The sequence below is a fragment of the Rubrivirga halophila genome, assembly GCF_046845755.1.
In the GTDB taxonomy this organism is placed as follows: Bacteria; Bacteroidota; Rhodothermia; order Rhodothermales; family Rubricoccaceae; genus Rubrivirga.
The window spans coordinates 2,593,935-2,616,310 of the sequence record NZ_CP177357.1; the positions used below are offsets into that span (position 1 = coordinate 2,593,935).

20 protein-coding genes are annotated in these 22,376 nt (G+C 73.3%); 13 read left to right on the forward strand and 7 right to left on the reverse strand.

The window, feature by feature from the left end:
- Positions 1-50 precede the first annotated feature (50 nt).
- Positions 51-2,849: a DUF2339 domain-containing protein gene (locus ACLIRP_RS11485; protein WP_412060591.1), complete on the reverse strand. Its 2,799-nt coding sequence runs from the start codon at positions 2,847-2,849 to the stop codon at positions 51-53.
- Between the two features lie 313 nt (positions 2,850-3,162).
- Here ACLIRP_RS11485 and ACLIRP_RS11490 point away from each other — a divergent pair, with 313 nt between their 5' ends.
- The 4 genes from ACLIRP_RS11490 (at position 3,163) to uvsE (ending at position 8,949) form a co-directional block, all read left to right on the forward strand.
- Entirely contained in the window at positions 3,163-3,603 is a 441-nt protein-coding gene (locus ACLIRP_RS11490) for a hypothetical protein (protein ID WP_412060592.1), read from the forward strand.
- Between the two features lie 43 nt (positions 3,604-3,646).
- A complete protein-coding gene (locus ACLIRP_RS11495) occupies positions 3,647-6,439 on the forward strand; it encodes an outer membrane beta-barrel protein (protein ID WP_412060593.1) in 2,793 nt (930 codons plus the stop codon).
- An 87-nt stretch (positions 6,440-6,526) separates the two neighbouring features.
- On the forward strand, positions 6,527-7,918 hold the full coding sequence (locus tag ACLIRP_RS11500; protein WP_412060594.1) for a M20/M25/M40 family metallo-hydrolase: 1,392 nt from the start codon (positions 6,527-6,529) through the stop codon (positions 7,916-7,918).
- Between the two features lie 83 nt (positions 7,919-8,001).
- On the forward strand, positions 8,002-8,949 hold the full coding sequence (gene uvsE / locus ACLIRP_RS11505) for a UV DNA damage repair endonuclease UvsE (protein ID WP_412060595.1): 948 nt from the start codon (positions 8,002-8,004) through the stop codon (positions 8,947-8,949).
- Between the two features lie 131 nt (positions 8,950-9,080).
- Here uvsE and ACLIRP_RS11510 read toward each other — a convergent pair whose 3' ends face one another.
- Positions 9,081-9,665, reverse strand: a complete 585-nt coding sequence (locus ACLIRP_RS11510; RefSeq protein WP_412060596.1) for an outer membrane beta-barrel protein — start codon at positions 9,663-9,665, stop codon at positions 9,081-9,083.
- Between the two features lie 87 nt (positions 9,666-9,752).
- Here ACLIRP_RS11510 and ACLIRP_RS11515 point away from each other — a divergent pair, with 87 nt between their 5' ends.
- From ACLIRP_RS11515 to ACLIRP_RS11525, 3 genes are all read left to right on the forward strand, one after another.
- Positions 9,753-10,259 carry a hypothetical protein gene (locus ACLIRP_RS11515; protein ID WP_412060597.1) on the forward strand — a complete coding sequence of 169 codons (507 nt, stop codon included), beginning with the start codon at positions 9,753-9,755 and terminating at the stop codon, positions 10,257-10,259.
- Positions 10,260-10,593: 334 nt separating this feature from the next.
- Positions 10,594-11,772 (forward strand): N-acetyl-alpha-D-glucosaminyl L-malate synthase BshA, encoded by a 1,179-nt coding sequence (gene bshA / locus ACLIRP_RS11520; RefSeq protein ID WP_412060598.1) that lies wholly within the window; start codon positions 10,594-10,596, stop codon positions 11,770-11,772.
- A gap of 89 nt (positions 11,773-11,861) precedes the next feature.
- Positions 11,862-12,401, forward strand: a complete 540-nt coding sequence (locus ACLIRP_RS11525) for a septal ring lytic transglycosylase RlpA family protein (protein WP_412060599.1) — start codon at positions 11,862-11,864, stop codon at positions 12,399-12,401.
- Positions 12,402-12,436: 35 nt separating this feature from the next.
- On the opposite strand, the gene ACLIRP_RS11530 is transcribed toward ACLIRP_RS11525, so the two are convergent.
- Positions 12,437-12,847: a VOC family protein gene (locus ACLIRP_RS11530; protein ID WP_412060600.1), complete on the reverse strand. Its 411-nt coding sequence runs from the start codon at positions 12,845-12,847 to the stop codon at positions 12,437-12,439.
- 320 nt (positions 12,848-13,167) lie between these two features.
- On the opposite strand from ACLIRP_RS11530, the gene ACLIRP_RS11535 reads away from it, so the two are divergent.
- Positions 13,168-14,301, forward strand: a complete 1,134-nt coding sequence (locus tag ACLIRP_RS11535) for a hypothetical protein (protein WP_412060601.1) — start codon at positions 13,168-13,170, stop codon at positions 14,299-14,301.
- A gap of 22 nt (positions 14,302-14,323) precedes the next feature.
- Here the strand turns inward: ACLIRP_RS11535 and ACLIRP_RS11540 are convergent, their stop codons facing one another.
- Positions 14,324-15,043, reverse strand: a complete 720-nt coding sequence (locus ACLIRP_RS11540; protein WP_412060602.1) for a bacteriorhodopsin — start codon at positions 15,041-15,043, stop codon at positions 14,324-14,326.
- A 164-nt stretch (positions 15,044-15,207) separates the two neighbouring features.
- Between ACLIRP_RS11540 and ACLIRP_RS11545 the strand changes: the two genes are divergently transcribed.
- The gene (locus tag ACLIRP_RS11545; RefSeq protein ID WP_412060603.1) at positions 15,208-16,542 is read left to right on the forward strand and encodes a DEAD/DEAH box helicase; all 1,335 of its coding nucleotides are present in this window, start codon (positions 15,208-15,210) and stop codon (positions 16,540-16,542) included.
- Between the two features lie 378 nt (positions 16,543-16,920).
- On the opposite strand, the gene ACLIRP_RS11550 is transcribed toward ACLIRP_RS11545, so the two are convergent.
- Positions 16,921-17,583: an MBL fold metallo-hydrolase gene (locus tag ACLIRP_RS11550; protein ID WP_412060604.1), complete on the reverse strand. Its 663-nt coding sequence runs from the start codon at positions 17,581-17,583 to the stop codon at positions 16,921-16,923.
- A 149-nt stretch (positions 17,584-17,732) separates the two neighbouring features.
- Here ACLIRP_RS11550 and ACLIRP_RS11555 point away from each other — a divergent pair, with 149 nt between their 5' ends.
- The 4 genes from ACLIRP_RS11555 (at position 17,733) to ACLIRP_RS11570 (ending at position 21,084) form a co-directional block, all read left to right on the forward strand.
- Positions 17,733-19,169 (forward strand): LptF/LptG family permease, encoded by a 1,437-nt coding sequence (locus ACLIRP_RS11555; protein WP_412060605.1) that lies wholly within the window; start codon positions 17,733-17,735, stop codon positions 19,167-19,169.
- 152 nt (positions 19,170-19,321) lie between these two features.
- Positions 19,322-20,047, forward strand: a complete 726-nt coding sequence (rsmI, locus tag ACLIRP_RS11560; protein WP_412060606.1) for a 16S rRNA (cytidine(1402)-2'-O)-methyltransferase — start codon at positions 19,322-19,324, stop codon at positions 20,045-20,047.
- A gap of 67 nt (positions 20,048-20,114) precedes the next feature.
- Positions 20,115-20,678 carry a TlpA family protein disulfide reductase gene (locus ACLIRP_RS11565; protein WP_412060607.1) on the forward strand — a complete coding sequence of 188 codons (564 nt, stop codon included), beginning with the start codon at positions 20,115-20,117 and terminating at the stop codon, positions 20,676-20,678.
- A complete protein-coding gene (locus ACLIRP_RS11570; protein WP_412060608.1) occupies positions 20,671-21,084 on the forward strand; it encodes a TlpA family protein disulfide reductase in 414 nt (137 codons plus the stop codon). The genes ACLIRP_RS11565 and ACLIRP_RS11570 overlap by 8 nt, the downstream gene beginning before the upstream one ends.
- On the opposite strand, the gene ACLIRP_RS11575 is transcribed toward ACLIRP_RS11570, so the two are convergent.
- Both ACLIRP_RS11575 and ACLIRP_RS11580 read right to left on the reverse strand, forming a co-directional pair.
- Positions 21,085-21,750 carry a phosphoribosylanthranilate isomerase gene (locus tag ACLIRP_RS11575; protein ID WP_412060609.1) on the reverse strand — a complete coding sequence of 222 codons (666 nt, stop codon included), beginning with the start codon at positions 21,748-21,750 and terminating at the stop codon, positions 21,085-21,087.
- Between the two features lie 54 nt (positions 21,751-21,804).
- Positions 21,805-22,332, reverse strand: coding sequence for a rhodanese-like domain-containing protein (locus tag ACLIRP_RS11580; RefSeq protein ID WP_412060610.1), 528 nt, complete (start codon positions 22,330-22,332; stop codon positions 21,805-21,807).
- Between the last annotated feature and the right edge of the window lie 44 nt (positions 22,333-22,376).

A 22,376-nucleotide genomic window follows, 5' to 3' on the forward strand; every position in this document is an offset into this window, starting at 1 on the left:
CGCGGTACCCGCCGCCCGCTCCAAGCGCTCGGCCGGCGACCTCACCTCCTCTACGCCTCCTCCCCTCTCGTCCTCTCCTCCCCCCGAGGCGGGAGGGGCGCGCGGTAGCCGACGACCAGCATCAACACCCCGACCGTGACGAAGGCGACGACGCGGACGAGCGCGTCGGCTTGCGTCAAGTCCACCAGGAACAGCTTGGCGACGACGAGCGCCAGCACGCCGGCCCCGAAAAACCACAGCGGCCGGCTCGCGCGGCGGACCGCGACGACGGCGAGCGCGAGGGCCAGCACGGTCCACGCGACGGCGAGCGCAGCCTGGGCCGTCGGCGAGGCCCACAGGGCGTCGAGTTCGTACGGCTCCGGCGTCACGGCGGCGACGCCACGCAGCGTCGCGGCCGTCAGCGCGCCGAACCCGAGCGCGCCGGCGACGACCGCCAGCAGGCCGCGCCCGGCCTCCGACGCCCGCCACGCAGCGACCAGGGCGAGCACGGCCGCGACACTCGCGAGGTCGATGGGGTTGAATAAGGGGAGCGTCGCGAACGGCGTCGCGGCGCCATCGCTGCCCCACGAGCCGATCAGCCACAGGCCGACGGCGACGACCAGCCCGCCGACCGACGCCGCCCGCTCGCGAGCGTCCGCCCACCGTGAGGGCAGTGCGAGCGCGCCGACGAGCCCGGCCGACAGCGCGGCGAGCACGACGGCCACCGCCCACGCCCCCTCCGTCGCGTCGTCGACGAGCGCACCGAGCAGGTACGCCAGCACCGCCGGCGCCAGCCAGACGGCGGCCACGAACGCCGAGCGCCGAAGCGGGTGCTCGCGATTGACCGCGAGGGCCGCGACGGTCGCCCCGGCGAGGGCCAGCCACCCGACGCCGCGCCACGCCTCGAGGGGCTCGACGTCCGCAAAAAGGGCACCGACGAGGAGCACCCAGCCGGCGGGCACGACGCCCAGCGACGCGGCTTCCAGACCGCGCCAGCCCAGGGCACGGCCGAGCGCCAGGAACAGCGCGCCCGACGCCGCCGCCGACCCGAGCAGGCCCGCCAGCCACAGCCGCTCCGGCAAGAGGTCCGTCGTGTGGACCGTCGCCGTGATCGTCCACCAGACCAAGGCCGCTCCGAGGAACGCCCGGCCGACGAGCGTTTCGAGCCGCTCGCGCTGCGCCTCGGTGACCCCGAGCCAATCGCGGACGGCGGGCGCAGACTCCGAACCGAGCGCACCCGCCTCAGACGACGTCCCCTCTCCCCAGGGGAGAGGGACAGGGTGAGGGGATTCCGGGCTCGCGGCAACCGCCCGCGGCCGGAGCACGAACGCCGAGATCCCCAGCCCGACCGCCACGATCCAGCCCGTCAGCGTCGCCGCTGTGAACGTGGTCGACGGCGCGAGCACGCCCTCGCCGAACAAGATGACGGCCGCGACGCCCTGGAGCGCGAGCCCCGCCGCCCGCATCCAGCCCTTCCGCTGGCGCGCGCCGACCCAGACGAGCCCGGCGCCCTCCAGCACCCAGACCGCCCCGACGACCACGCGCTCGAACGCGAGCGGGAGGGCGAGCGTCGCGAACGCCAGCCCGATCGCGAGCGACGCGTCCGCCAGCAGCCGCACGCCGGGCCGTCGCCGCAGCAGCGCCGCGCCGACGAGGTAGACCGCCGCCAGCGCCGCCGCGCTCCACGCCCGCCCGAACGGGACGACGCCCTCGACCAGCCCGGCCTGCAACACGAACGTCGCCGCCGGCAGCCCGAACACGAGCGCGCCGTCGACCGCGAGCGCCCGCTCCTCGGCCCCGTGCCGCGCCGACCGCATGGCAAACCGGACCGCGAGCGCGAGGTAGATCGCGAAGCTGACGACCACGAACGGCTGGACGCTGGCGTACAGCGCCGGGGTGTACGCGAGCCCGCCCCACAGCCCGCCCGTCACGAACGTCGCCAGAAAGCCGACGACGGCGACCGACCGCCAGCCGCGCGCCCACGCGACGGCGAGCACGCCCAGGTTGAGGAGCGCGTAGTAGCTCAGCAGCAAGAGGTGGTTGCCGTCGGGCGTGCCCGCGAGCACGGGCGCCGCGAACCCGCCCGTGACGCCCAGGACGGCTAGGCCGGGCGCGTCCTGGGCCAGCGCCAGCCCGCCGCAGATCACGGCCACGACGGCCATGAGCACGATCGCCGCGAGCGACGGGGTCAGCCCATACAGCGCGTACGCGGCGTACACGGTGAGGTACAGCACCGCCACGCCGCCGCCCTGGAGCGTCAGCCCGAAGCCGGGCGTGCCGGCGCGCAGGCGCCAGCCGAGCGCGATCAGCCCGGCGCCGACGGCGGCGAGCACGACCAGCTGGATGCCGGTCCCGAGCAGCTGGATCGCCAGGCCGAAGCCGACGAACAGGACGAGGACCGCGACGCGTGCGAGCGGGTTGCCGCCGGTCGCGAACGCCCACGCGCGCTGCAGCGGCGGGGGCAGGCGGTCGACGGACCACTCGCGGCTCGGCACGGGGGGCGGCGGCATCGCGGGCGCCGTCGCGGCGCGGCGTCGGCGGCGCTCGTCCGGCGTGGCGCGGGGGACGGCCGGAGCGGCCTCGGCGCTCGCCTCGGGCTCGGCGACCGGCGCGCGGCCCCCGTCGCCAGCGGACACGTCGAGCGCTGGCACCTCGAGCGCGGGCAGGCCCTGGGCCCGCGTCCGCACCATCCGGGCCACGGCCGCCTCCAACCGCGAGATCCGCTCGCGGTCGCGCACGCGGAGCCACGCCAGCACGCCGACCGCTAGCACCAGCCCGGCCACCAGGGGGTCGCCGTCCGAATACTCGACCGCCAGCCCGAGGGCGACGGCGAGGGCGACGAGAAGGGCGAGAAAGCGGAGCAGGGCCATGGCCGAAGCTAGACCCCGGCCTGACGTGCGCGCCGGGGCGCCGTCCGCCGTCCGAGTGCAGCGGGGCCCGCCGACACACGATGGCAACAACTCGCCGACGAGAGCACGAGAGCGGGTCCGCCGGGCCGCGGACGTCGGGCTCCACCGTGCAGGTGGGCCCGCCAGCGTGCCGTTCGTGACGTCCCCCTGCATCTCGTGACATGACGACCGCGCTGTGACCACTCCGACATGAACCCGGAGCGCCAAACCGGGAGACTGTGGACCGTCGGCTGCCTCCCTCGCGGCCCTCGACACCCCCCCTCCCCCCGATCCCATGCCCACCATGTCCACGACCGCCAAGACCTTGCCCCAGCGCCGCGCCGCGCTCGTGCGCCGCACCCTCGGGCTCCTCGCCCTCCTCGGCCTGCTGGCCCTGCCCCAGGCCGCATCCGCGCAGTCCCGCGACGCTCGCGGCGGCGACCGCGTCGAGCAGCGCGTCGACGCCATCCGCCAGGCCGTCGCCCTCACCGACGCGCAGGCGGCCGACGTCCGCGCCCTGTTCGAGGCGCAGGCCGCGAACCGACCGGCGCCGGGCGCCCGGCGTGGCGGCAGCCCCGACGACCGCGCGGCCCGGCAGGCCGAGCGCGCCGGCCGCCAAGCCGAGACGGACCGCCAGGTCGAGGCGCTCCTGACGCCCGACCAGGTCACCCGTTACCGCCTGTGGCGCGCGTCGGAGACCCGCAGCCGGGGCGACCGGCGCGGCACCTCCCGCTAACCGCTCCCCGCTCCTCTCCTCGGCCTCCTTACCCCACCCCGTCATGTCGCGCCTCCTCCCTGCTCTCCTCCTGCTCGGTCTCGTTCTGACCGCGCTCGCCCCGGCCGCCGCCGCCCAGTCGTCGGTGACCGGCACCGTCCTCGACGCCGCCGACGGGCAGCCGCTCCCTGGCGCGACGGTGTTCCTCGTGAGCACGGCGCCGGATAGCACCCGCACCGGCGCGGCGGCGGACCTCGACGGCGCCTTCCGGATCGCCGCCCCGGCGGGCGACTACCGCTTGCGGGTCTGGTTCGTCGGCTACCTCCCGCTCGACCGCGCGGTGACGCTCGGCGGGGCGCCGCTCGCGCTCGGGGATCTGACGCTCGCGTCGGACGCCGCCGCGCTCGGGGCCGTCGAGGTCGCCGCCACGCGGCAGCGCGTCGAGGTCCGCGGCGACACGACGGCGTTCAACGCCGACGCCTTCGCCGTCAACCCGGACGCCAGCGCCCAGGACCTGCTGGCGAAGCTGCCCGGCGTCGTCGTCGAGGACGGGACGGTCACGGCCCAGGGCGAGACCGTCCAGCGCGTGCTCGTCGACGGCCGCGAGTTTTTCGGGACCGACGTGCAGGGCGCGCTGGGCAGCCTGCCCGCCGAGATGATCCAGGAGATCCAGGTGTTCGACCGCGCCAGCGAGGCCTCGCGGTTCTCGGGCTTCGACGACGGCGACGCCGAGAAGACGATCAACATCGTGACCCGGCCCGGGATGCAGAACGGCCAGTTCGGCCGCGCCTACGTCGGCGCCGGGGCCGAGGGCGAGTACCTCGCCGGCGGCAACGTCAGCCTGCTCGACGGCGACCGCCGGATCACCATCGTCGGGCTCACCAACAACGTCGACCAGCAGAACTTCGCGACCGAGGACCTGCTCGGCGTCGCCGGCAGCAGCACCGGCCGGCGCGGCGGGGGCGGCGGCCGGCGCGGCGGGGGCACCGACGTGAGCGCCCTGCTCGTCCCCGACCAGAGCGGCCTCAACGCCACCAACGCCCTCGGCGTCAACTACTCCGACGTGCTCCTGGGCGGCGACCTCCGCCTCACCGGCAGCTACGTCTACAACGCGACCGACACCGACCTCGACGCCTTGCTGACGCGCGAATACACGACGGGCGACGCCGTCTCGCAGCGCTACGCCGAGACCGACGCGGCGGACGGGACCAACACCAACCACCAGCTCTCGGTCCGCGCGCAGTACAACGTGACCGACCGGACGGAGCTCACCGTCGAGCCGCGCCTGACGGTCCAGAACAACGCCTCGACCGGCACGCTCCTGGGCGTGACCGCCCTCCCCTCCGGCGACGCGCTCGCCCAGAGCCTGACGACGACCGCCTCGGATGCCTCCGCCCTCTCGGGCCAGGCGAGCGTGCGCCTCCAGCACCGCTTCGAGACGCCCGGCCGGACCGTCTCGGTCAGCGTCGACGGCGGCCTCAGCGACCAGGCGGGCGAGAGCCTGCAGGCGTACGCGCTCGATTCGTTCTCCGACGCCATCTCGGCCGACGCCGCCGACCAGCTGTTCGACACCGACGCCCTCACGCAATCGCTCGGCGCGTCGGTCCGCTACACCGAGCCGGTCGGCACCGGCCAGCTCCAGCTCAGCTACCGGCCCCAGGTGTCGACGAGCACGTCCGACCAGCTCGCCTTCCTGGCCGACGGCGCGGGCGCCTACACGGTCCCCGACGCCGCCTACACGAGCCGGTTCAGCCAGCAGTCGGTGATCCAGCGCGGCGGCGTGTCGTACCGCTACGGCGGGCGCGGGCGCGACGCGCTCTCGGCCCAGATCGGCGTCGACCTCCAGCACGAGACCCTGCAGGGCACGCAGACCGCCGCGACCTCCTTCCACGTCGACCGGACGTTCTGGTCCGTCCTCCCCTCGGCCCGGCTGCGGCTCCCGCTCGCCGAGGGCCAGCGGCTCGACCTCGACTACCGCGCCCGGACCGAGACGCCGTCGGCGACCCAGCTGCAGAACGTGGTCGACAACGCCAACCCGCTGCGGCTCACCGCCGGCAACCCCGACCTCGACCCGGCCACGACGCACTCCGTCCGCGCCCGCTTCAACGGGACCGACGCCCAGGGCGGCTCGGTGCTGGCGGGCTTCCTCAGCGCCTCCTACGGCGTCAACGCCATCGGCACCTCGACGACGACGGCGACGGTCGACACGGCGCTGCCCTCGGGCGTCGTGCTCCCGGCCGGGGCCCAGCTGATCACGCCCGTCAACGTCGACGGCGCGTGGGACGCCCGGGCGCTCGTCTCGTACGGCCGGCCCGTCCCGTTCCTGGGGAGCAACGCGAACGCCTCGATCGGCACCAGCTTTAGCCGGACGCCCGGCCTGGTCGACGGCGCCGACAACACGTCCGACCAGATCGGCCTCGACGGTCGCGTCTTCCTGGGCAGCTCGCTCAGCCCGCGCTTCGACCTGTCGCTGGAGTACGGCGCCCGGTACACGGCCGTCGCCAACTCGGCTGCCCCGGCGCTCGACGACACCTACGTCCGCCACCTCGCCGGCGCCAAGCTGACGTGGCTGCCCTGGAACGGGCTCGTGGTCAGCAGCGACCTCCAGGCCCTGCACTACACCGGCCTCGACGCCAGCGTCGACCCGACGCAGATGCTCCTGGGCGGGCGCGTCGGCTACAAGTTCCTCCAGGGCGACCTCGCCGAGGTCAGCCTGAGCGTCTACGACCTGCTCGACCAGCAGCGCGACGTGGAGCGGACGGTGACGGAGGCCTACATCGAGGACGCCCAGACGACGGCGCTCGGCCGGTACGTCCTGCTCAACCTCTCGTACAAGCTCCGCGCGTTCGGCGGCTGATCTACCGGCACACCCCTCCTCCCGGCGGAGCGCATCGGACCCCGGACGAGGCCGGACGCTAGCTTCCGGCCTCGCCCCCACTTCCCGATGCGCGCCGCCCTCCTCCTCGCCGCTCTCCTGCTCGCGCCGGCCGCGCTGGCGCAAGCCCCCGCGCCCGCCGAGCCGTACGCCGCCGCCGCCGCCCGCATCCTGGACGCCGCGCTCGCCGACAGCGCCGCCTACGAGCGGATCGCGTATGCCGCCGACACCTTCGGCCCGCGCCTGACCGGCTCGGCCGCGCTCGAAGGCGCCGTCGAGTGGGCCGTCGCGACGATGCGGGCCGACGGGCTGGAAAACGTCCGCGCGCAGCCTGTGACCGTGCCGGTCTGGGTACGCGGCGCCGAGTCCGCCGCGCTCGTGACACCGACGGGCGAGGTCGACTTGCCCATGCTAGGCTTGGGGGGCAGCGTCGGGACGGGCCCGGACGGGCTGACGGCCGAGGTCCTCGTCGTCGACTCGTACGACGACCTCGCGGCGCGCGCCGACGAGGCCCGGGGCCGCATCGTCCTCTTCGACGTGCCGTTCACCACGTATGGCCAGACCGTCGGCTACCGGGTCGGCGGTGCGGACGCGGCCTCGAACGCGGGCGCCGTCGCCAGCCTGGTCCGGTCCGTCGGGCCGATCGGCCTGAGCACGCCGCACACCGGCACCATGCGCTACGGCGACGATGTCCGGCCGATCCCCCACGCCGCCCTCACCGCGGAGGCGTCGGCCATCCTGCGCCGCATCCAGGACCGAGGCGACACGCCGACGGTCCGCCTGACGATGGCCGCCGAGACGCACGCCGACGGGCTCAGCCACAACGTCATCGGCGAAGTGGTCGGGCGCGAGCGCCCCGACGAGGTCGTCATCGCGGGCGGGCACTACGACTCGTGGGACGTCGGCCAGGGCGTCCACGACGACCTCGCGGGCTGCGTCGTGACGTGGGAAGCTGTCCGCCTCCTCCAGGCGCTCGGGCTCCGCCCGCGCCGGACGGTCCGCGCCGTGCTGTGGACGAACGAGGAGAACGGCCTGCGCGGCGCCCAGGCCTTCCGCGACTCGCTCGGGCCCGACGTGTCGCACATCCAGCTGGCGCTCGAGAGCGACAGCGGCCTCTTCGAGCCCGTCGGCTTCGGGTACGGCGGCTCGGCCGCCGGGCAGCAGATGCTGGCGGCGATTGTCGACCCGCTGATCGCGGGCGTCGTCGCGCACGACGCCGACGCGGGCCCGGCCGGCGTGACGCTCGGCGGCGGCGGCGCCGACATCGGCCCGATGATGCGCGACGGCGTGCCCGGCCTGAGCCTCCGCACCGACAACGGCGACTACTTCCTCTACCATCACACGCCCGCCGACACGCTCGACAAGCTCGACCCCGCTCACGTCCAGCGCGCCGTCGCTATGACGGCGATCCTGCTCTACGTCGCCGCCGAGATGCCGGAGCGCTTGCCGCACGGGGAGTAGGGCTCAGGGGACTCCCGGGATCGGGCCGCCGCCGGCTCGGCAACGGAAACCGGCGCGTAGGCCCAGCCCCTTCTGCCCGCCCCATGCGCCTCCGTCACCTCGGCTACGCCTGCATCAACACCGCCCTCGGGACCAAGTCCCGGACGGTCCGGCTGGCGAACCTCCGCACGGAGGCCGTCATCCCCGTCGTCGTCCAGAACCTCGACGACGTGCTCGCGGCGCTCGAGTGGAACGTCGCCCGCGACCTGCGCTTTTCCCGCGTCTCGTCGGACCTCATCCCGTTCGGGCCGCTCGACGCCTTCCCCTTCGACTGGACCGAGGCGTTCGACTGGCAGTTCCGCAAGATCCGCCGGCTCGTCAAGGCCGAGGGGCTCCGCGTGACGAGCCATCCGGGTCAGTACACCGTCCTCAACAGCCCGCGCCCCGAGGTCGTCCAGAACTCGATCGACGAGCTCGACTTCCAGGCCCAGGTCCTCAAGCGGATGGACCCGACGGGCACCATGACGCTGCACGTCGGCGGGGCGTACGGCGACAAGCCCGCCGCGCTCGACCGGTTCGAGCAGGCCCTCGAGCGCCTGAGCGACGACGCCCGCGCGCGGCTCGCGATCGAGAACGACGACACGACCTACACACTCGCCGAGACGGTCGGGCTGGCGGAGCGGACCGGCCTGCCCGTCATCGTCGACCTGTTCCACCACCTCCTCAACCCGTCGGGCGCGACGGCCGACGACGGGCTCCTCGACCTGATGGAGCGCGCGATGGCGACCTGGGGCCGCCGCGCCCCCAAGCTCCACCTCTCGTCGCACAAGCCCGGCACGCGCACCGGCCACGCCGACTACCTCGACATGGACGACGTCGACCGGCTGACCGAGTTGATGGACCAGGTCGGCGCCCCCGACGCGCCCTACGACCTGATGCTGGAGGCCAAGGCCAAGGAGCAGGCCGTGCTCGAAGTCCGCCACTACCTGACGACGGGCGAGCGCCCCGACCGCCCGATCCCGATGGAGACGGTCGCCGAGGCCGAGGCGTAGCGCACGGATCAAATGATCGGAGAGGGGTGCGGGATAGATGAGGCATGGAGGGATGGGCAACCGTTTTCCCATGCCTCCATGCCGAATGCCGCATCCCTCTGCCTCACGGCCACGCCGACCGGGAGTGCGGTCTACAGCCCGACCCCGACGCGGACGAGGAAGACGTTGAGCCGCGTCTTCTCGGACTCGATCTCGGTGTCGCGCAGGCCCGTCAGGTCGATGCTGTAGCGGCCCTCCACAAACGCGCTCGGCCCAAACAACGGCAGCCCGCCCTTGATGCCCGCTCCCACGTTGACGACCGTGTCGACGTTCTGGCGGTTGAACGTCCCCGAGAGCGTCTGGAAGTCGTCGAGCGGGAACCGGAATTCGGGCCCGACGAGCCCGTAGAGCTTGACGATCGGCGTCGGCGTCTGGATCTGAAGATCGATCGGGACGGTGATGAAGCGGATGCCCGGGCTGGCGCCGTCGACCGAGACGGCGTCGGCGAAGTCGCCGGCCCACAGGTAGTAGACGCCCGTCCGCGCCGAGAAGAAGGGCACGCCGACATCTGCGAACAGGCCGGCGTGGTAGCCCGTCGACCGGTCGAGGCTGAGGGCACTGGCGTCCTTGAGCGACGAGAAGTTGACGCCGCCCGCGACGCCGATGTCGATGGAGGGGATCTGGGCCGAGACGGGGGCGGCCAGGGCGAGGGCGAGGAGGAGCGGAAGCAGGCGCATGGGGGGACGGGGCAGGGTTCACGAGACGAGCCGCCGCTGAGACCCCCGTCGTATCGTTCGGGTCCCACCCCGGCTCTCCCCACGTCCATGGCCCGCTTCCCCCTCGCCCTCGCCGCGCTCGTCCTCGTCGGCTCGCTCGCCGGCTGCGGGATGCTCAACCCGTTCGCCAAGGCCGACCTGACGGTGCTCGAGGTCGCCGGCCGCTACCGCGTCGTCGAGTTCCGCATCGACCCCGTCAGCGAGGCCGTCCGGGACCGCGACCTGCTCGGCGACGTGCTCTCGCGCGACGCGACGCTGCTGCTCCGCGAGGACGGCACGGCGGCCCTAGAGGTGCTCCGGGGCGAGCGCGTCGACGAGACGATCTCGGGCGGGGCGTACACGGTCTCGGGCCGCACCGTCACCGTCCGCTTTGCCGACCGCGACGCGCTCGGCCGCTTTTTGCTGCCCGCCGAGATCCGCTTCGACGGCGACGGCAGCCAGCTGTCCGCCGAGATCTTCCGCGAGGGCCTCAACCTCGAGGACATCTCGGGCGACTACCGCGGCATCACCCGCGCCGACGCGACGTTGCGGATCCGCCTCCGCGAGATCGGGTAGCGCCCGCGTGACGCCATGCGCCCCCTCCCATGGTGTCATCCTGAGCGGAGCCGCGCAGCGGCGGAGTCGAACGCGAAGCGTCGGCGCAGCCAAGGATCTCCGTCGCGCACCGCCCGGCTACAACGCGGACGCGGCGCTGTGCTCGGCTGAGATCCCTCGGCTCGCTGCGCTCGCTCGGGATGACAACGAACGGGGGCTGCGGCTCATCGTGGATATCGACTCATCGGCGTTCGGGACGTCGCTCCGGCTCCGCCCTCAGCGTAAGGCGCCCGCCGGCCGGCCCGTCTCCCAAACCTTCGCGGACCCCCGACCGTCCCCCCGCGTTGGGCGCCCCATGACCATCGGCATCACCTGCTACCCGACCTTCGGCGGCTCCGGCGTCGTCGCCACCGAGCTCGGCAAGGCGCTCGCGAACCGCGGCCACACGGTCCACTTTATCGCCTACGCGCTGCCGCTCCGGCTCGAGCACATGGTCGAGCGCGTGTTCTTCCACGAGGTCCGGGTCGACACGTACCCGCTCTTCGAGTACCCGCCGTACGCGCTCGCGCTCGCGAGCAAGATGATCGACGTGGCCAAGCACGAGGGGCTCGACTTGCTCCACGTCCATTACGCGATCCCGCACGCGACCTCCGCCGTGCTCGCGCGCGACATCCTGCGCAAGGCCGGCCTCGCGATCCCGATTGTGACGACGCTCCACGGGACCGACATCACGCTCATCGGCAAGGACCCCAGCTTCAAGCCCGTCGTCGAGCACGCCATCGACGCGAGCGACGGGGTCACGGCCGTCAGCGACTGGCTCCGCCGCGAGACCTACGACTCGTTCGACGTGTCGGCCGACATCGAGGTGATCCCCAACTTCGTCGACACGGTCCGGTTTGCGCGCCAGCCCAAGGACCACTTTAAGCAGGCGATCGCGCCGGACGGCGAGAAGCTCGTCGCCCACATCTCCAACTTCCGCAAGGTCAAGCGCGCGACGGACGCCGTCGAGGTGTTCGCGCGGCTCCACGCCGGCGGGGCGTGGCCCCCCGGCCACCCGCGCCACGGCGAGCCCGGCGGCGTCAAGCTGCTGATGGTCGGCGACGGGCCCGATCGCCAGGCGTCGGAGGCGAAAGCTCGCGAGCTGGGCGTCTGGGCGGACGTCCGGTTTATCGGCAAACAGGAGCCCGTCGAGGAGATCCTGTCCATCGCCGACCTGTTCCTGATGCCGTCGGCCTCGGAGACGTTCGGGCTGGCGGCGCTGGAGGCCATGGCGTGCGGGGTGCCCGTCGTCTCTTCGGACGTCGGCGGCCTCCCCGAGCTCAACGTCGACGGCGAGACCGGGGCGCTCCGCCCGCTCGGCGACGTCGATGGGATGACCGAGGCCGCGCGGCGCATCCTGACGACGCCCGACCTCCACGCGACGATGGCGACGGCCGCGCGCCGCCGCGCCGTGGAGCACTTCGACCTGGAGAGCGTCGTCCCGCTCTACGAGGCGTACTACGAGCGCGTGCTCGCGGGCGAAACCGTCGCGTAGACCCCGACAGAGGCCGTGAAGGGGCCCAGGAGGTGACGTGGAGGCCCGGTGGTTGGACGGACGGGGATCCGTGGGGTAGACTTGGCCCCGTGCGATTCGTTTGCCTCTTCGTCCTCGCGCTCGCCGCGACGGCCGCCACCGCCCAACCCGCCGCGTCGTCGGCGGCGGCGACCGTGGCGCCACCCGACACGGTCGCGGCGCACGCCGAGCCGGGCATGGATCCGGCTCGCGCCGAGCCCGTCGTCTGGTCGCCGAGCCCCGCGCTCATCGTCGTCGCGCCCGACTCGGCCGCACTCGCGGCGCTCGCGGTCCCAGCCGCGCCCGTCGAGGCGGCGGGCGTCCACCTCGCGACGGGCACCGCCAGCTACTACGGCGAGCGCTTCCGGGGCCGCCGCACCGCCAGCGGCGAGCGCTTCAACCCCGACGCCCTGACCGCCGCGCACCGGACGCTCCCCTTCGGCACGCGGCTGCGCGTCGTCCACGAGCGCACCGGGCGGAGCGTCGTGGTCCGCGTGACGGACCGGGGGCCCTTCCACGGCGCGCGGATCCTGGACCTGTCGAAGGCGGCCGCCCGGCGGATCGGGATGGTGGCCTCGGGGACGGCGCGCGTCCGCATCGAGCGGCTCTAGCTCGCTCCGACCGCGGCACGACGGACGCCCGCGAGCTACGCCGCGCCCGGGATCTCGCTGATCTCCAGCAGGTGCCCGTCGGGGTCGCGGAAAAAGGCCCGGATCTCCCCGCCCCGGTCGACGGGCGGGGCCAGAAACGTGGCGCCGCGAGCCTGCAGGATCTCGTACGCGCCCTGGCAGTCGGGCACCCGCATCGTCAGCTGGTGGCTCACGCGGTCCGGGTCGGCGGGCGGTGCGAAGGTGACCGTCGGCTTCCCCGGCGTCGGGCCGCCGCCGGTGACCACGAGCAGCCACGTGCCCTGGAACTGCAGCACGGCCGAGTCGCCGCCGTATTCCCGAACCACCTCGGCGCCGAGCACGTCGCGGTAGAAGTCGCGCGCGCGGCCCACGTCCGCGACGACGAGTAGGTGGGTCAGGGCCACATCGGGGGTCGGGAAGTCGTCCATGGGTCGGTGCAGGGTCCGCCAGCAGGGTACAGGACCGACGGCGAACAGCGCCCGGACCCTCCCCGGATGCTCGCGGACAGCGCCAGAACGCTGCCTGCCGAGCGCCCCACCACCCAGCCCACGTCATCCCGAGCCCGGCGAGGGATCTCAGCGAGACCGCCCAGTTCGCAACGAACGGAAGGACGGGCAGGAGGCTCGCGCTGAGATCCCTCGTCGCTCCGCTTCCCTCGGGATGACGAGAATGGGGGCTGTCGGACCGTACCCTGTCTCGGGACCCCGGCACGGCCCGCGCGTTCAGGTCCCTCCCGCCCCCCGCCGCCGTGGAGCCCGTCCGCAACCTGATCTCCAAAAAGAAGCCGGCCTACCCGGTCAGCGACCACCTTGTCGAGTACCTCGACAAGTACGGCCGCCGCGTGACCGGCGGGGTCAGCTACGACGACTTGTCGCGCCACGCCGGCCAAACGCCGCTCTACGACGAGCACGGCGACGACACGCTGTGGAGCACGGTCTTCTTCGGGCACGCCGAGCAGACCGAGATCCACGACGGCCTGCGCCGGACGTACGCCCTCCTCAAGTCCGCCGGCGACCTCACGACGGTCGAGCACCTCTACGTCGACCGCGTCGACCTGTGCCTCTACGGCAACACGCTGCCGTACCGCATCCGGATCGTCAACCGGCTGAACGAGAACTTCGACTACTTCTACGTCAAGCGCGCCGACGCCAGCCGCGTCTACGGGCTCGAGCTCGAGCACATCCTGAGCCCGAACGCCGTCAACTTTTTGGTCCGCGTCGACGGGCCGGAGCTCCGCGACCAGACGATCGTCGAGGAGCACATCATCGGGCTGCCCGGCGACGCCTTCATGCGCGAGCAGCTCCCCGACAACCGGTTCGACCAGGTCCGCCTCGCCAAGGAGTTCGTCAAGTTCAACGAGCGCTGCTTTGTCCGCTTGCTCGGCGACATGCACGCCGGAAACTGGGTCGTCGACATCACGCCGGACTTCGAGAAGCTCCACTTCCGCATCCGCGCCATCGACTTCGACCAGCAGAGCCACCACCCCCGCAAGCAGGTCTACCTCCCCCAGTTTTTCCCGCCCAACAACCCCATCATCCAGTTCGGGCTCGACCTGCTGACGGAGCCGACCGTCGACCAGTACCAGCGCGAGGAACGGGCGCTGATGGCCGGCCGCTTGCGCGTGACGCACCGCCGGTACTCCCGGCTGATGGCCGTCATGCGCGAGGACCTGATTGCGCCGGACGCCTTTGTGCGGTCGCTCGCGAGCTCCCTCGCCGACCACTACGACGTGCCCGCCTTCGCCGATGCCGCCACGATGGGCGAGCTCGTAGGCCTGTCGCTCGACCTCCTCCAGGCCCGCGCCGAGCCCGCCAGCCTCAAGCTCTTGTCCGGCTCGACGGCCGCCGACGTCGCCCGCCACGTCGCCGGCCGCGTGGCATAGACGGCGCCGTCCGCCAGCGTGGTCACATCGCTCGCGCCGGCGCCGCCGGCCACGCCTTCGTGCCGGACACGTAGCGCCGGAGCAGCCCGAGGTCGACGATACTGAACCCGACCTTCGAGAAAATGGGCAGCAGCACGAACAGCGCCGTGTCGACCGGCTGGCCGACGACGCCGAGCCCGGACGGCCCCAGGATCCACGTCAGCGGGTACCCGACCCAGAACACGGCGAGGTAGGCGGCACTGGTGTCGAACACGCGGCCGAGCGCGTCGCCCTTGCTGTGCGCCTCGCGGCGGAGCGGGCCCCACACGAGCGCAAACAGCACCACGAGCGCGGCCACGCCGATCCCAAAGAAGACGAACCGCGCCGGCGACGCCGACAGGTCGCCGACGAGCCCGCACAGGATCATGATGACGTCGGCGGCGACGAGCGCGCCGAGCAGCAGCCACGGCTTCTTCTCATGCTCCAGCGACGCCGTCATCCACAGCGCCGTGATGAGGAGCGGCGTCGAGACGATCCAGTCGGCGTAGCGGGCCCAGTACGTCGTCTGGCCCCAGACCTCGACCTGCCCCAGCCCCAGCGCCATCGCGGTGTACGCGAGCCCGGACCAGATCGGGATCAGCATCGCGACGACGTACTCGGCGTGGGGGACGCCCTTGGGATTCCGGTACCACGCGAAAAAGAGCGCCGTGCCGGCCGCCATCGCGCCGACGTAGATCCAGTGCAGGAGGGTCGCGAAGTCCATGGGTCGGAGGCGTGAGGAGTCCTCCCCACCCCGCCGGCGGCGCTCCCGTTCCGGGCGCCGGCCCGTTCAGGGATTCTCGCAAGCCGTGGACCGTCCGCGAAGGGACCGCAGAGGCGCCCCGGGCGGCCTCCGGCGACCTTGCGGGGTCCCCCCTTCGACAAGAGATGTCCGTTCCATTCGAGTCCTTCGGCTTCGCCCCCTCCGTGCTCCGCGGCGTTAAAGACGCCGGCTACACCACGCCCACGCCCGTCCAGGCGGCCACGCTGCCGCCCGCGCTCGACGGCATCGACGTGGTCGGCGTGGCCCAGACCGGGACCGGCAAGACGGCCGCCTTCGTGCTCCCCATCTTGGACTACCTCGTCAAGGACGACGCGCCGCACCGCAAGCGCCGCCCGATCCGCGCCCTCGTCGTCACGCCGACGCGCGAGCTGGCGATCCAGGTCGAGGAGGCGGTCCGGACGTACGGCAAGCACACGCACGTGACGTCGGCGACCGTCTACGGCGGCGTCGGGAAGGGCGCCCAGCGGGCCGCCCTCAAGCGCGGGGTCGACATCGTCGTCGCCACGCCGGGCCGCCTGCTCGATCTCGTGGGCGAGGGCGTCCTCGACTTGTCGCAGGTCGACGTGCTCGTGCTCGACGAGGCCGACCGGATGTTCGACATGGGCTTCGTCCGCGACGTCCGCCGGATCGTGGCCGAGGTCCCCGAGCAGCGCCAGACCCTGCTGTTCTCGGCGACCATGCCGCCCCCGATCCAGGACCTCGCCCGGTCGATCCTGCACAAGCCCGAAACGATCGAGGTCGGCGAGCGCCGCGACCCCGCCGCGACCGTCGCCCAGCGGGCCGTCCGCATCGGCGAGTCCGACAAGCAGGCGCTCCTCCACCACCTCCTCGACACCGAGGACACGGACCGCGTCATCGTGTTCTCGCGCACGAAGTACCGCGCCGACCGGATCCGGAAGAAGCTGGACCGCGCCGGTTACGACGCCATCGCGATCCACTCGAACCGGAGCCAGGGCCAGCGCCAGCGCGCGCTCAAGGGCTTCGAGTCCGGCCAGTACAAGGTGCTCGTCGCGACCGACATCGCCGCGCGCGGAATCGACGTGGCCGGCGTCACCCACGTCATCAACTTCGACACGCCCAACATCCCGGAGGACTACATCCACCGGATCGGGCGGACCGGCCGCGCCGAGTCGACCGGCGACGCGATCTCGTTCGTCTCGGCCGAGGAGTCGCCTCACCTCGCGTCGATCGAGAAGCACATGGGCCAGCGCGTCGACGAGGTCACGATCGACGGGTTCGAGGCTCCGGCGATGGCGGCGGCGATGGGCAAGGCCAAGCGGTCCAACCCGAACGGCCACCGCTCGCGCCAGAAGGGCCAGGGCGGCGGACGGCCCGGCGGCGGGCGCCCCGGCGGCGGCCGGAATGGCGGCGGCCCCAAGGGCAAGGGCGGCGGCGGACGCAACGGCGGCGGCCGGAGCGGCGGCCACGGCTCGCGGTAGCGCCCCTGCTGGCGGACGTCCAACCGCTCGCGCGAGCCGGCCCGCCGGCGCAAGCCTCGACGTCGTCGTCCCCTCTCCCCTCGGGAGAGGGACAACGCGCAGCAAGCCTGCCCCCGCGTAGGCGGGGGGCGCAGCCAGGGTGAGGGTGTCGTCGAGCGCGGAGATCTCACCTGCTGGCGCAAGCAGGTCAGCCGACGCCGGGCTGACGCTGTGCCCGTCGCCCTCCCCCGGCCCCTCCCGTCCGGGAGGGGAGGTTCGGTCAGAGGTCTCCGCAATCCCGCTGGCGCGAAGGACACCTACGGCGTCCCCTCTCCCCCTGGGAGAGGGACAGGGTGAGGGACCAGGGCCGGCGAACGCCAACCGCCCATCGGAGCCCAGTCAAAACCCCGACCCGTTCAAAAACGGGTTCGTCTCCCGCTCGGCCCCGACCGTCGTCATCGGCCCGTGGCCCGAGAACACGCGCGTGTCGTCGGGCAGCACCAGCAGCTCGCGGCGGATCGACGCCAGCAGCGTGTCGAGGTCGCCCTGCCACAGGTCGGTCCGGCCGATGGAGCCCTGGAAGAGCGCGTCGCCCGCGATCACCAGCCCGTCCGCTTCGGAGTAGAACGCGACGGAGCCCGGGGAGTGGCCCGGGACGTGGAGCACGCGGAGCACGGCGTCGCCGAGCGCGATCTCGTCGCCCGCCGCGAGGTCGTGCGCCGCCGGCGGCGGGGCGTCGACGCGGACCCCGAACATCTCGCCCTGGACGACGGCGTTGTCGAGGAGCGGCCCGTCGGCGGGGTGCATCTGCCAGCCGCCGTGCGCGGCGTCGGGGAAGCGGTGCTGGAAGTGGGCGCAGCCGAAGACGTGGTCGAGGTGGCCGTGCGTGAGGAGCAGGTGCCGGACGGTCAGCCCGGCCGCCTCGAGGTAGGCCTCGACGGCCTGCCGCTCGGCCCGGCTCGCCGTCCCCGGGTCGACGATCGCGGCCTCGCCGCCGGACGACAGGACGTAGGTGTTCTCGGCGAACGGGCTGACGACGAACGACTGGACGGTGAGCGGCATGGGGTCGGGAATGCGGGAGCGCAGAAGGCAGGAGCGCAAGGTCTCGTCTGCGCGCGGCGGGCGCCAGCGGGCAGACGCGCCCCGGATGCGGACTCTGCCCGTTCCCCGTTCCCCCTTCCCCTTTCCCCGAGCGCCAGCGAGATTCCCCCATGCTCACGCGCCTCCACCGCCAGATCCTGCGCGCCCTGCCGCTGCCGTTCCTGGCCGCGCTGGTGACGCTGCTGTTTCTGCTGCTGATGCAGTTCCTGATCAACTACCTGCCCCAACTCGTCGGGCGGGGGCTACCGCTGGTGGCGGTGACGGAGTTGATCGCCTACAGCTTGGCCTACATGCTGTCGCTGGCGGTCCCGATGGCGTGGCTGATCGCGCTGCTGACGGCGTTCGGGGCGCTCGCCGAGAGCCGGGGCTACCTCGTCGCCAAGGCGTCCGGGATCTCGCTGCCGCGCTTGGCGTGGCCCGCGCTCGTCGTCGGGATCCTGCTGACCGGCGCGATGGCGTACTTCAACAACGAGATGCTGCCCGAGGCCAACTACCGGCTCAACGGGCTGTGGCGCGACATCCGCGTCAGCCGCCCCGGCTTCGCGCTGACGCCCGGCGAGTTCTACACCGACGTCGGCGGCTACGCGATCCGCGCCGAGGCGATTCCGCCCGACTCCGCCGGCCTCCTCCTGGGCGTGACCGTCTTCGAGAGCGGCGCCGGGGCCGCGACGGCCACGCTCACTGCCAAGCGCGCGCGCTTGCAGACCCAGTACGGCGGCCAGCGGCTGTCGATGCTGCTCGAGGACGGCGCCATCGACCGCCGCACGCCCGCCTTGGAGGGCGACGAGTACGAGCGCCTGACCTTCGACCGCCACCGCCTCGCGCTCGACCTCGGCGGGCTCGGCGGCTTCGAGCGCCGCACGACCGACGAGGTCGGCCGGACCGACCGCTCGATGCGGACGACCGAGATGCTCGCGGTCGTCGACTCGCTCGACGCCTTGTCCGACGCTCGCAGCGACTCCGTCCGCGCCGCGCTCGCGCGGCGGGGCGCCGCGAGCTCCGACGCCCGGCCCTCGTTTTTCGAGACCGAGTCCGTCGCCACGACGACGCCCGGCGACACCGTCACGGTCGGCGCCGGGCGGGCCGTCCTGGCAGGGCTCAGCGACGACGCCCGCATCGCGGCCTACGACCTCGCGCTTCGCCGCGCGCGGTCCGTCCGGAGCGCCGCCGAGTCGGCGGCGGCGGCCGTCGAGTTCGAGGCGCAGCGGGCCGACCGCTTCCGGGTCGAGATCTACAAAAAGAACTCGATCGCGCTGGCGTGCCTCGTCTTCGTCCTCGTGGGCGTGCCGCTCGGGCTGGCGGTCCCGCGCGCGGGCGTCGGGGTCGTGGCCACGCTGGCGGTCTTCGTGTTCCTGTTCTACTGGATCACGCTCGTCCAGGGCGAGAAGCTGGCGGACCGGGACCTGCTCCCGCCCTGGCTTGGGATGTGGGCCGCGAACGTGATCATCGGCGTGCTCGGGACGTACCTCGTCGTCCGCGAGGCGCGCGACCCCGCCTGGCGCGACCCCATCCGCGCCCTCGCCGGACGCTTTAAACGGAGGGGATAGCTCGCTGCGCTCGCGGGGACAAGGAACGGGGACTCAGGAACGAGCAGAGCGAGGCGACCTCGCAAGCCGGAACAAATGAAGAGGCGCACCTTCCCCAGTCCCCAGTCCCCAGTCCCCAGTCCCCAGTCCCCAGTCCCCAGTCCCCAGTCCCCATGCTCATCCTCGTCCCCACGCCCGTCGGCAACCTCGAGGACATCACGCTCCGCGCGATCCGCACCCTCAAGGAGGCCGACGTGGTGGCCTGCGAGGACACGCGGACCACGGGCAAGCTGTTCAACCACTTCGGCATCGACACGCCGCGCCTGAGCTTCCACACGCACAACGAGCACGGCCGGGTGGCGCAGCTCGTGGGCCGGATGCAGGCCGGCGAGACGGTCGCGCTCGTCTCCGACGCCGGCACGCCCGGCATCTCGGACCCGGGGTTTCTGCTCGTTCGCGCCGCCGCCGAGGCGGACGTCCGCGTGGAGGCGCTGCCGGGCCCGACCGCGTTCGTCCCGGCCCTCGTCGCCAGCGGGCTCCCCTGCGACCGGTTCGTCTTCGAGGGCTTCCTGCCCCACAAGAAGGGCCGCCAGACGCGCATCAAGGCGCTCGCCGACGAGCCGCGGACGGCCGTCCTCTACGAGAGCCCGCACCGGCTCGTCAAGTTGCTCGGCCAGCTGGCGGAGTTTCTCGGGGAGGACCGCCCCGCCGCCGTCGGCCGCGAGCTGACCAAGATCCACGAGGAGGTCCGCCGGGGGACGTTGGCGGAGCTGGCGGCGCACTACGGCGTGCAGGCGAAGGTCCGGGGCGAAATCGTCGTGGTCGTCGGAGGCGCGGAGGGCACGCCGACCCGGAAAGAGAAGAGGGCCGGGGGCCGGAGAGAGCGGACGGCGGGCTGACGGCCCCGGGGCGCCGACGGAGGCGGCCGGCGTCGGGTAAACTAGCCGGCCGCCCCTCTCCTGCCCGATGCGCCTGCTGCTCACCGCCCTCCTCCTCGCCGGCTGCGCCAGCGCCCAGGTCGAGATCCCCGTCTCGCCCCCGCCGAGCCGGGTGCTGCTCGACGAGTCGGCGCCCGCCCCGGCCGACGACCGCACCGAGGTCGAGGCCGCCGTCGCCGCCACGATCGCCGGGCCGGGCGTCCACGTGGTCCATTTTTGGGCGCCGTGGTGCGGCAACTCGAAGGCCGAGCTGGAGAACGGGCTCTACGAGGTCGTCGAGGGCCACCCCGACGTGACGTTCGCCTTCGTGACCATCTGGAACGACGCCCGCGACGGCGCCGACCGGCTGGCGCGGTACGGGATCGAGGCGGGCGGCCACGTGTCCGTCTACGCCCAGCCTGACCGCGGGCCGTCGGGCGACCGCGACCTGCGCCGCACGACCTTCCTCGGCCTCCCGCTAAGCTGGACCCCGACGACATGGATCTACAACCGGTCGGGCAAGCTGGCGTACGCCTTCAACTACGGGGAGGTCACGCCCGAGCAGCTCGCCGCCGCCATCGCCGACGCCCGCAACGAGTGGACCCATGACTGACGCCGACACGACCCTCCGCTCGACCGTCTCCGCCGACGGCGTCCACGTCGTCCACGTGTGGGCGCCGTGGTGCGACAACGCGCGCCACGAGCACGCGCCCGTCTGGCGCGGCTGGCGCGACTTGGGCGCCGACTCGGTCACCTTCGTGACCGTCTGGAGCGACGGCGAATCCGGCGCGGGCGTGCTCGCGGAAGACGGCGTCGAGGGCGTCGCCGAGGTGGTAATCCCGGGCCCGAAGCCCGAGAAGCCCGACCGCCGCCTGACCGTCCTCGGCGTGCCCGTCTCGTGGACCCCGACGACGCTCGTCTTCAACCGCAACGGCCTGCTAGCGACGGCCTTCGGCTACGGCGAGGTGACGGCCGAGCAACTGGAGCGAGCCATCGACGGCGCCCGGAGCGGCTGGTAACTACCGGACGCCGGACGCCGCGACGAACGCCGCCAGCTTCGCCTCGTCGAGCGCCCCGTCGGTGCGCAACCCGCTGCACACGTCGAGACCGAACGGGCCGACCTCGGCGACGGCGCGCGCCGCGTTCTCCGGCCGCAGGCCGCCCGCCAGAACCACCGGCACGTCGAGCCGCTCGCGGATGGCCCGGCTGATCGCCCAGTCGTGCGCCGTGCCCGTCCCGCCTAGCGTCTTGGTCGCCGCGTCCGGGTTGCCCGAGTCGAGGAGGACGAGGTCGACGTGCCGCGCGACGGCCTGGGCCTCGGCGACCGCCTCCGGGCCGGTCACGTGGACGACCTGCCACAGCGCGCGGCCGGGGATCTCGATGCGCAGCCGCGCCCACACGGCTGGGCTCGCGCGGTCGACGATCTGGACGGCCGAGACGCCTGCGGCGTCGACCTGCCGCGCGATCGTGTCGGTGTCCGTCGCGCTCGTCAGCAGGACCGACATCACGGGCGGCGGGACGGCCCGGGCGATCGCGGCGATCCGCTCGTCCGGGATCACCCCTGGCCCGCTCGGCATCGCGCCGACGAGCCCGACGGCGTCGGCCCCGTGGCGGACGGCGAGCCACATCTCGTCCACGCTGGCGATGCAGCAGACCTTGAGACGAGGGGCTCGCGGAGCGTCCATATCGAGGGCGGTCGGGGGTCCGAAAGATGCGACGCCAACCCGCTGGCGGCGCGCTCAGTCCAGATCCGCGCGGAGGTCGGGCGCTAGCAGTTTTCCCCAGACGGCGTCGTAGGGGTGGACCTCGCGGACCGGCGCGCCGTCGCGCACGACGGGCCGGCCCTCGCCCGCCCACCGGAAGATGGAGCCGTCCAGGTTCGCGGCCTCGACGCCCTGCTGGCGGAGCCGCTCCGCGACGGCCGCCGAGCGCACGCCGACCGAGCAGTACACGACCACGCGCTCGGCCTCCCCCACGACGTCCGCCAGCGCCTCGGGGCTCGCGCCGGGGTCGACGCGGACGGCGCCGGGCAGGTGCGAGACGGCGTACTCCGCCGGCGTGCGGGCATCGAGCACGAGCGGCGCGTCGTCGGTCGCCAGCCGGGCCGCGAGCGTGTCCGTCGAGACCGTGGGCACGTCGGAAAAGCGGGCCGCAATCTGGCGGTCGACGGCGCGCCACGCCAGAGAGCCGGGCCGGTGCGGCCGGAACAAGGCCCAGGCCGCCGTCGCTGCGACGACCAAGAGCAGGAGGGCGAGGGCGAGGCGCATGCGGTCTTAACGCTCCACGCCAGTCGGCGGTGCCGCCAGCCGGG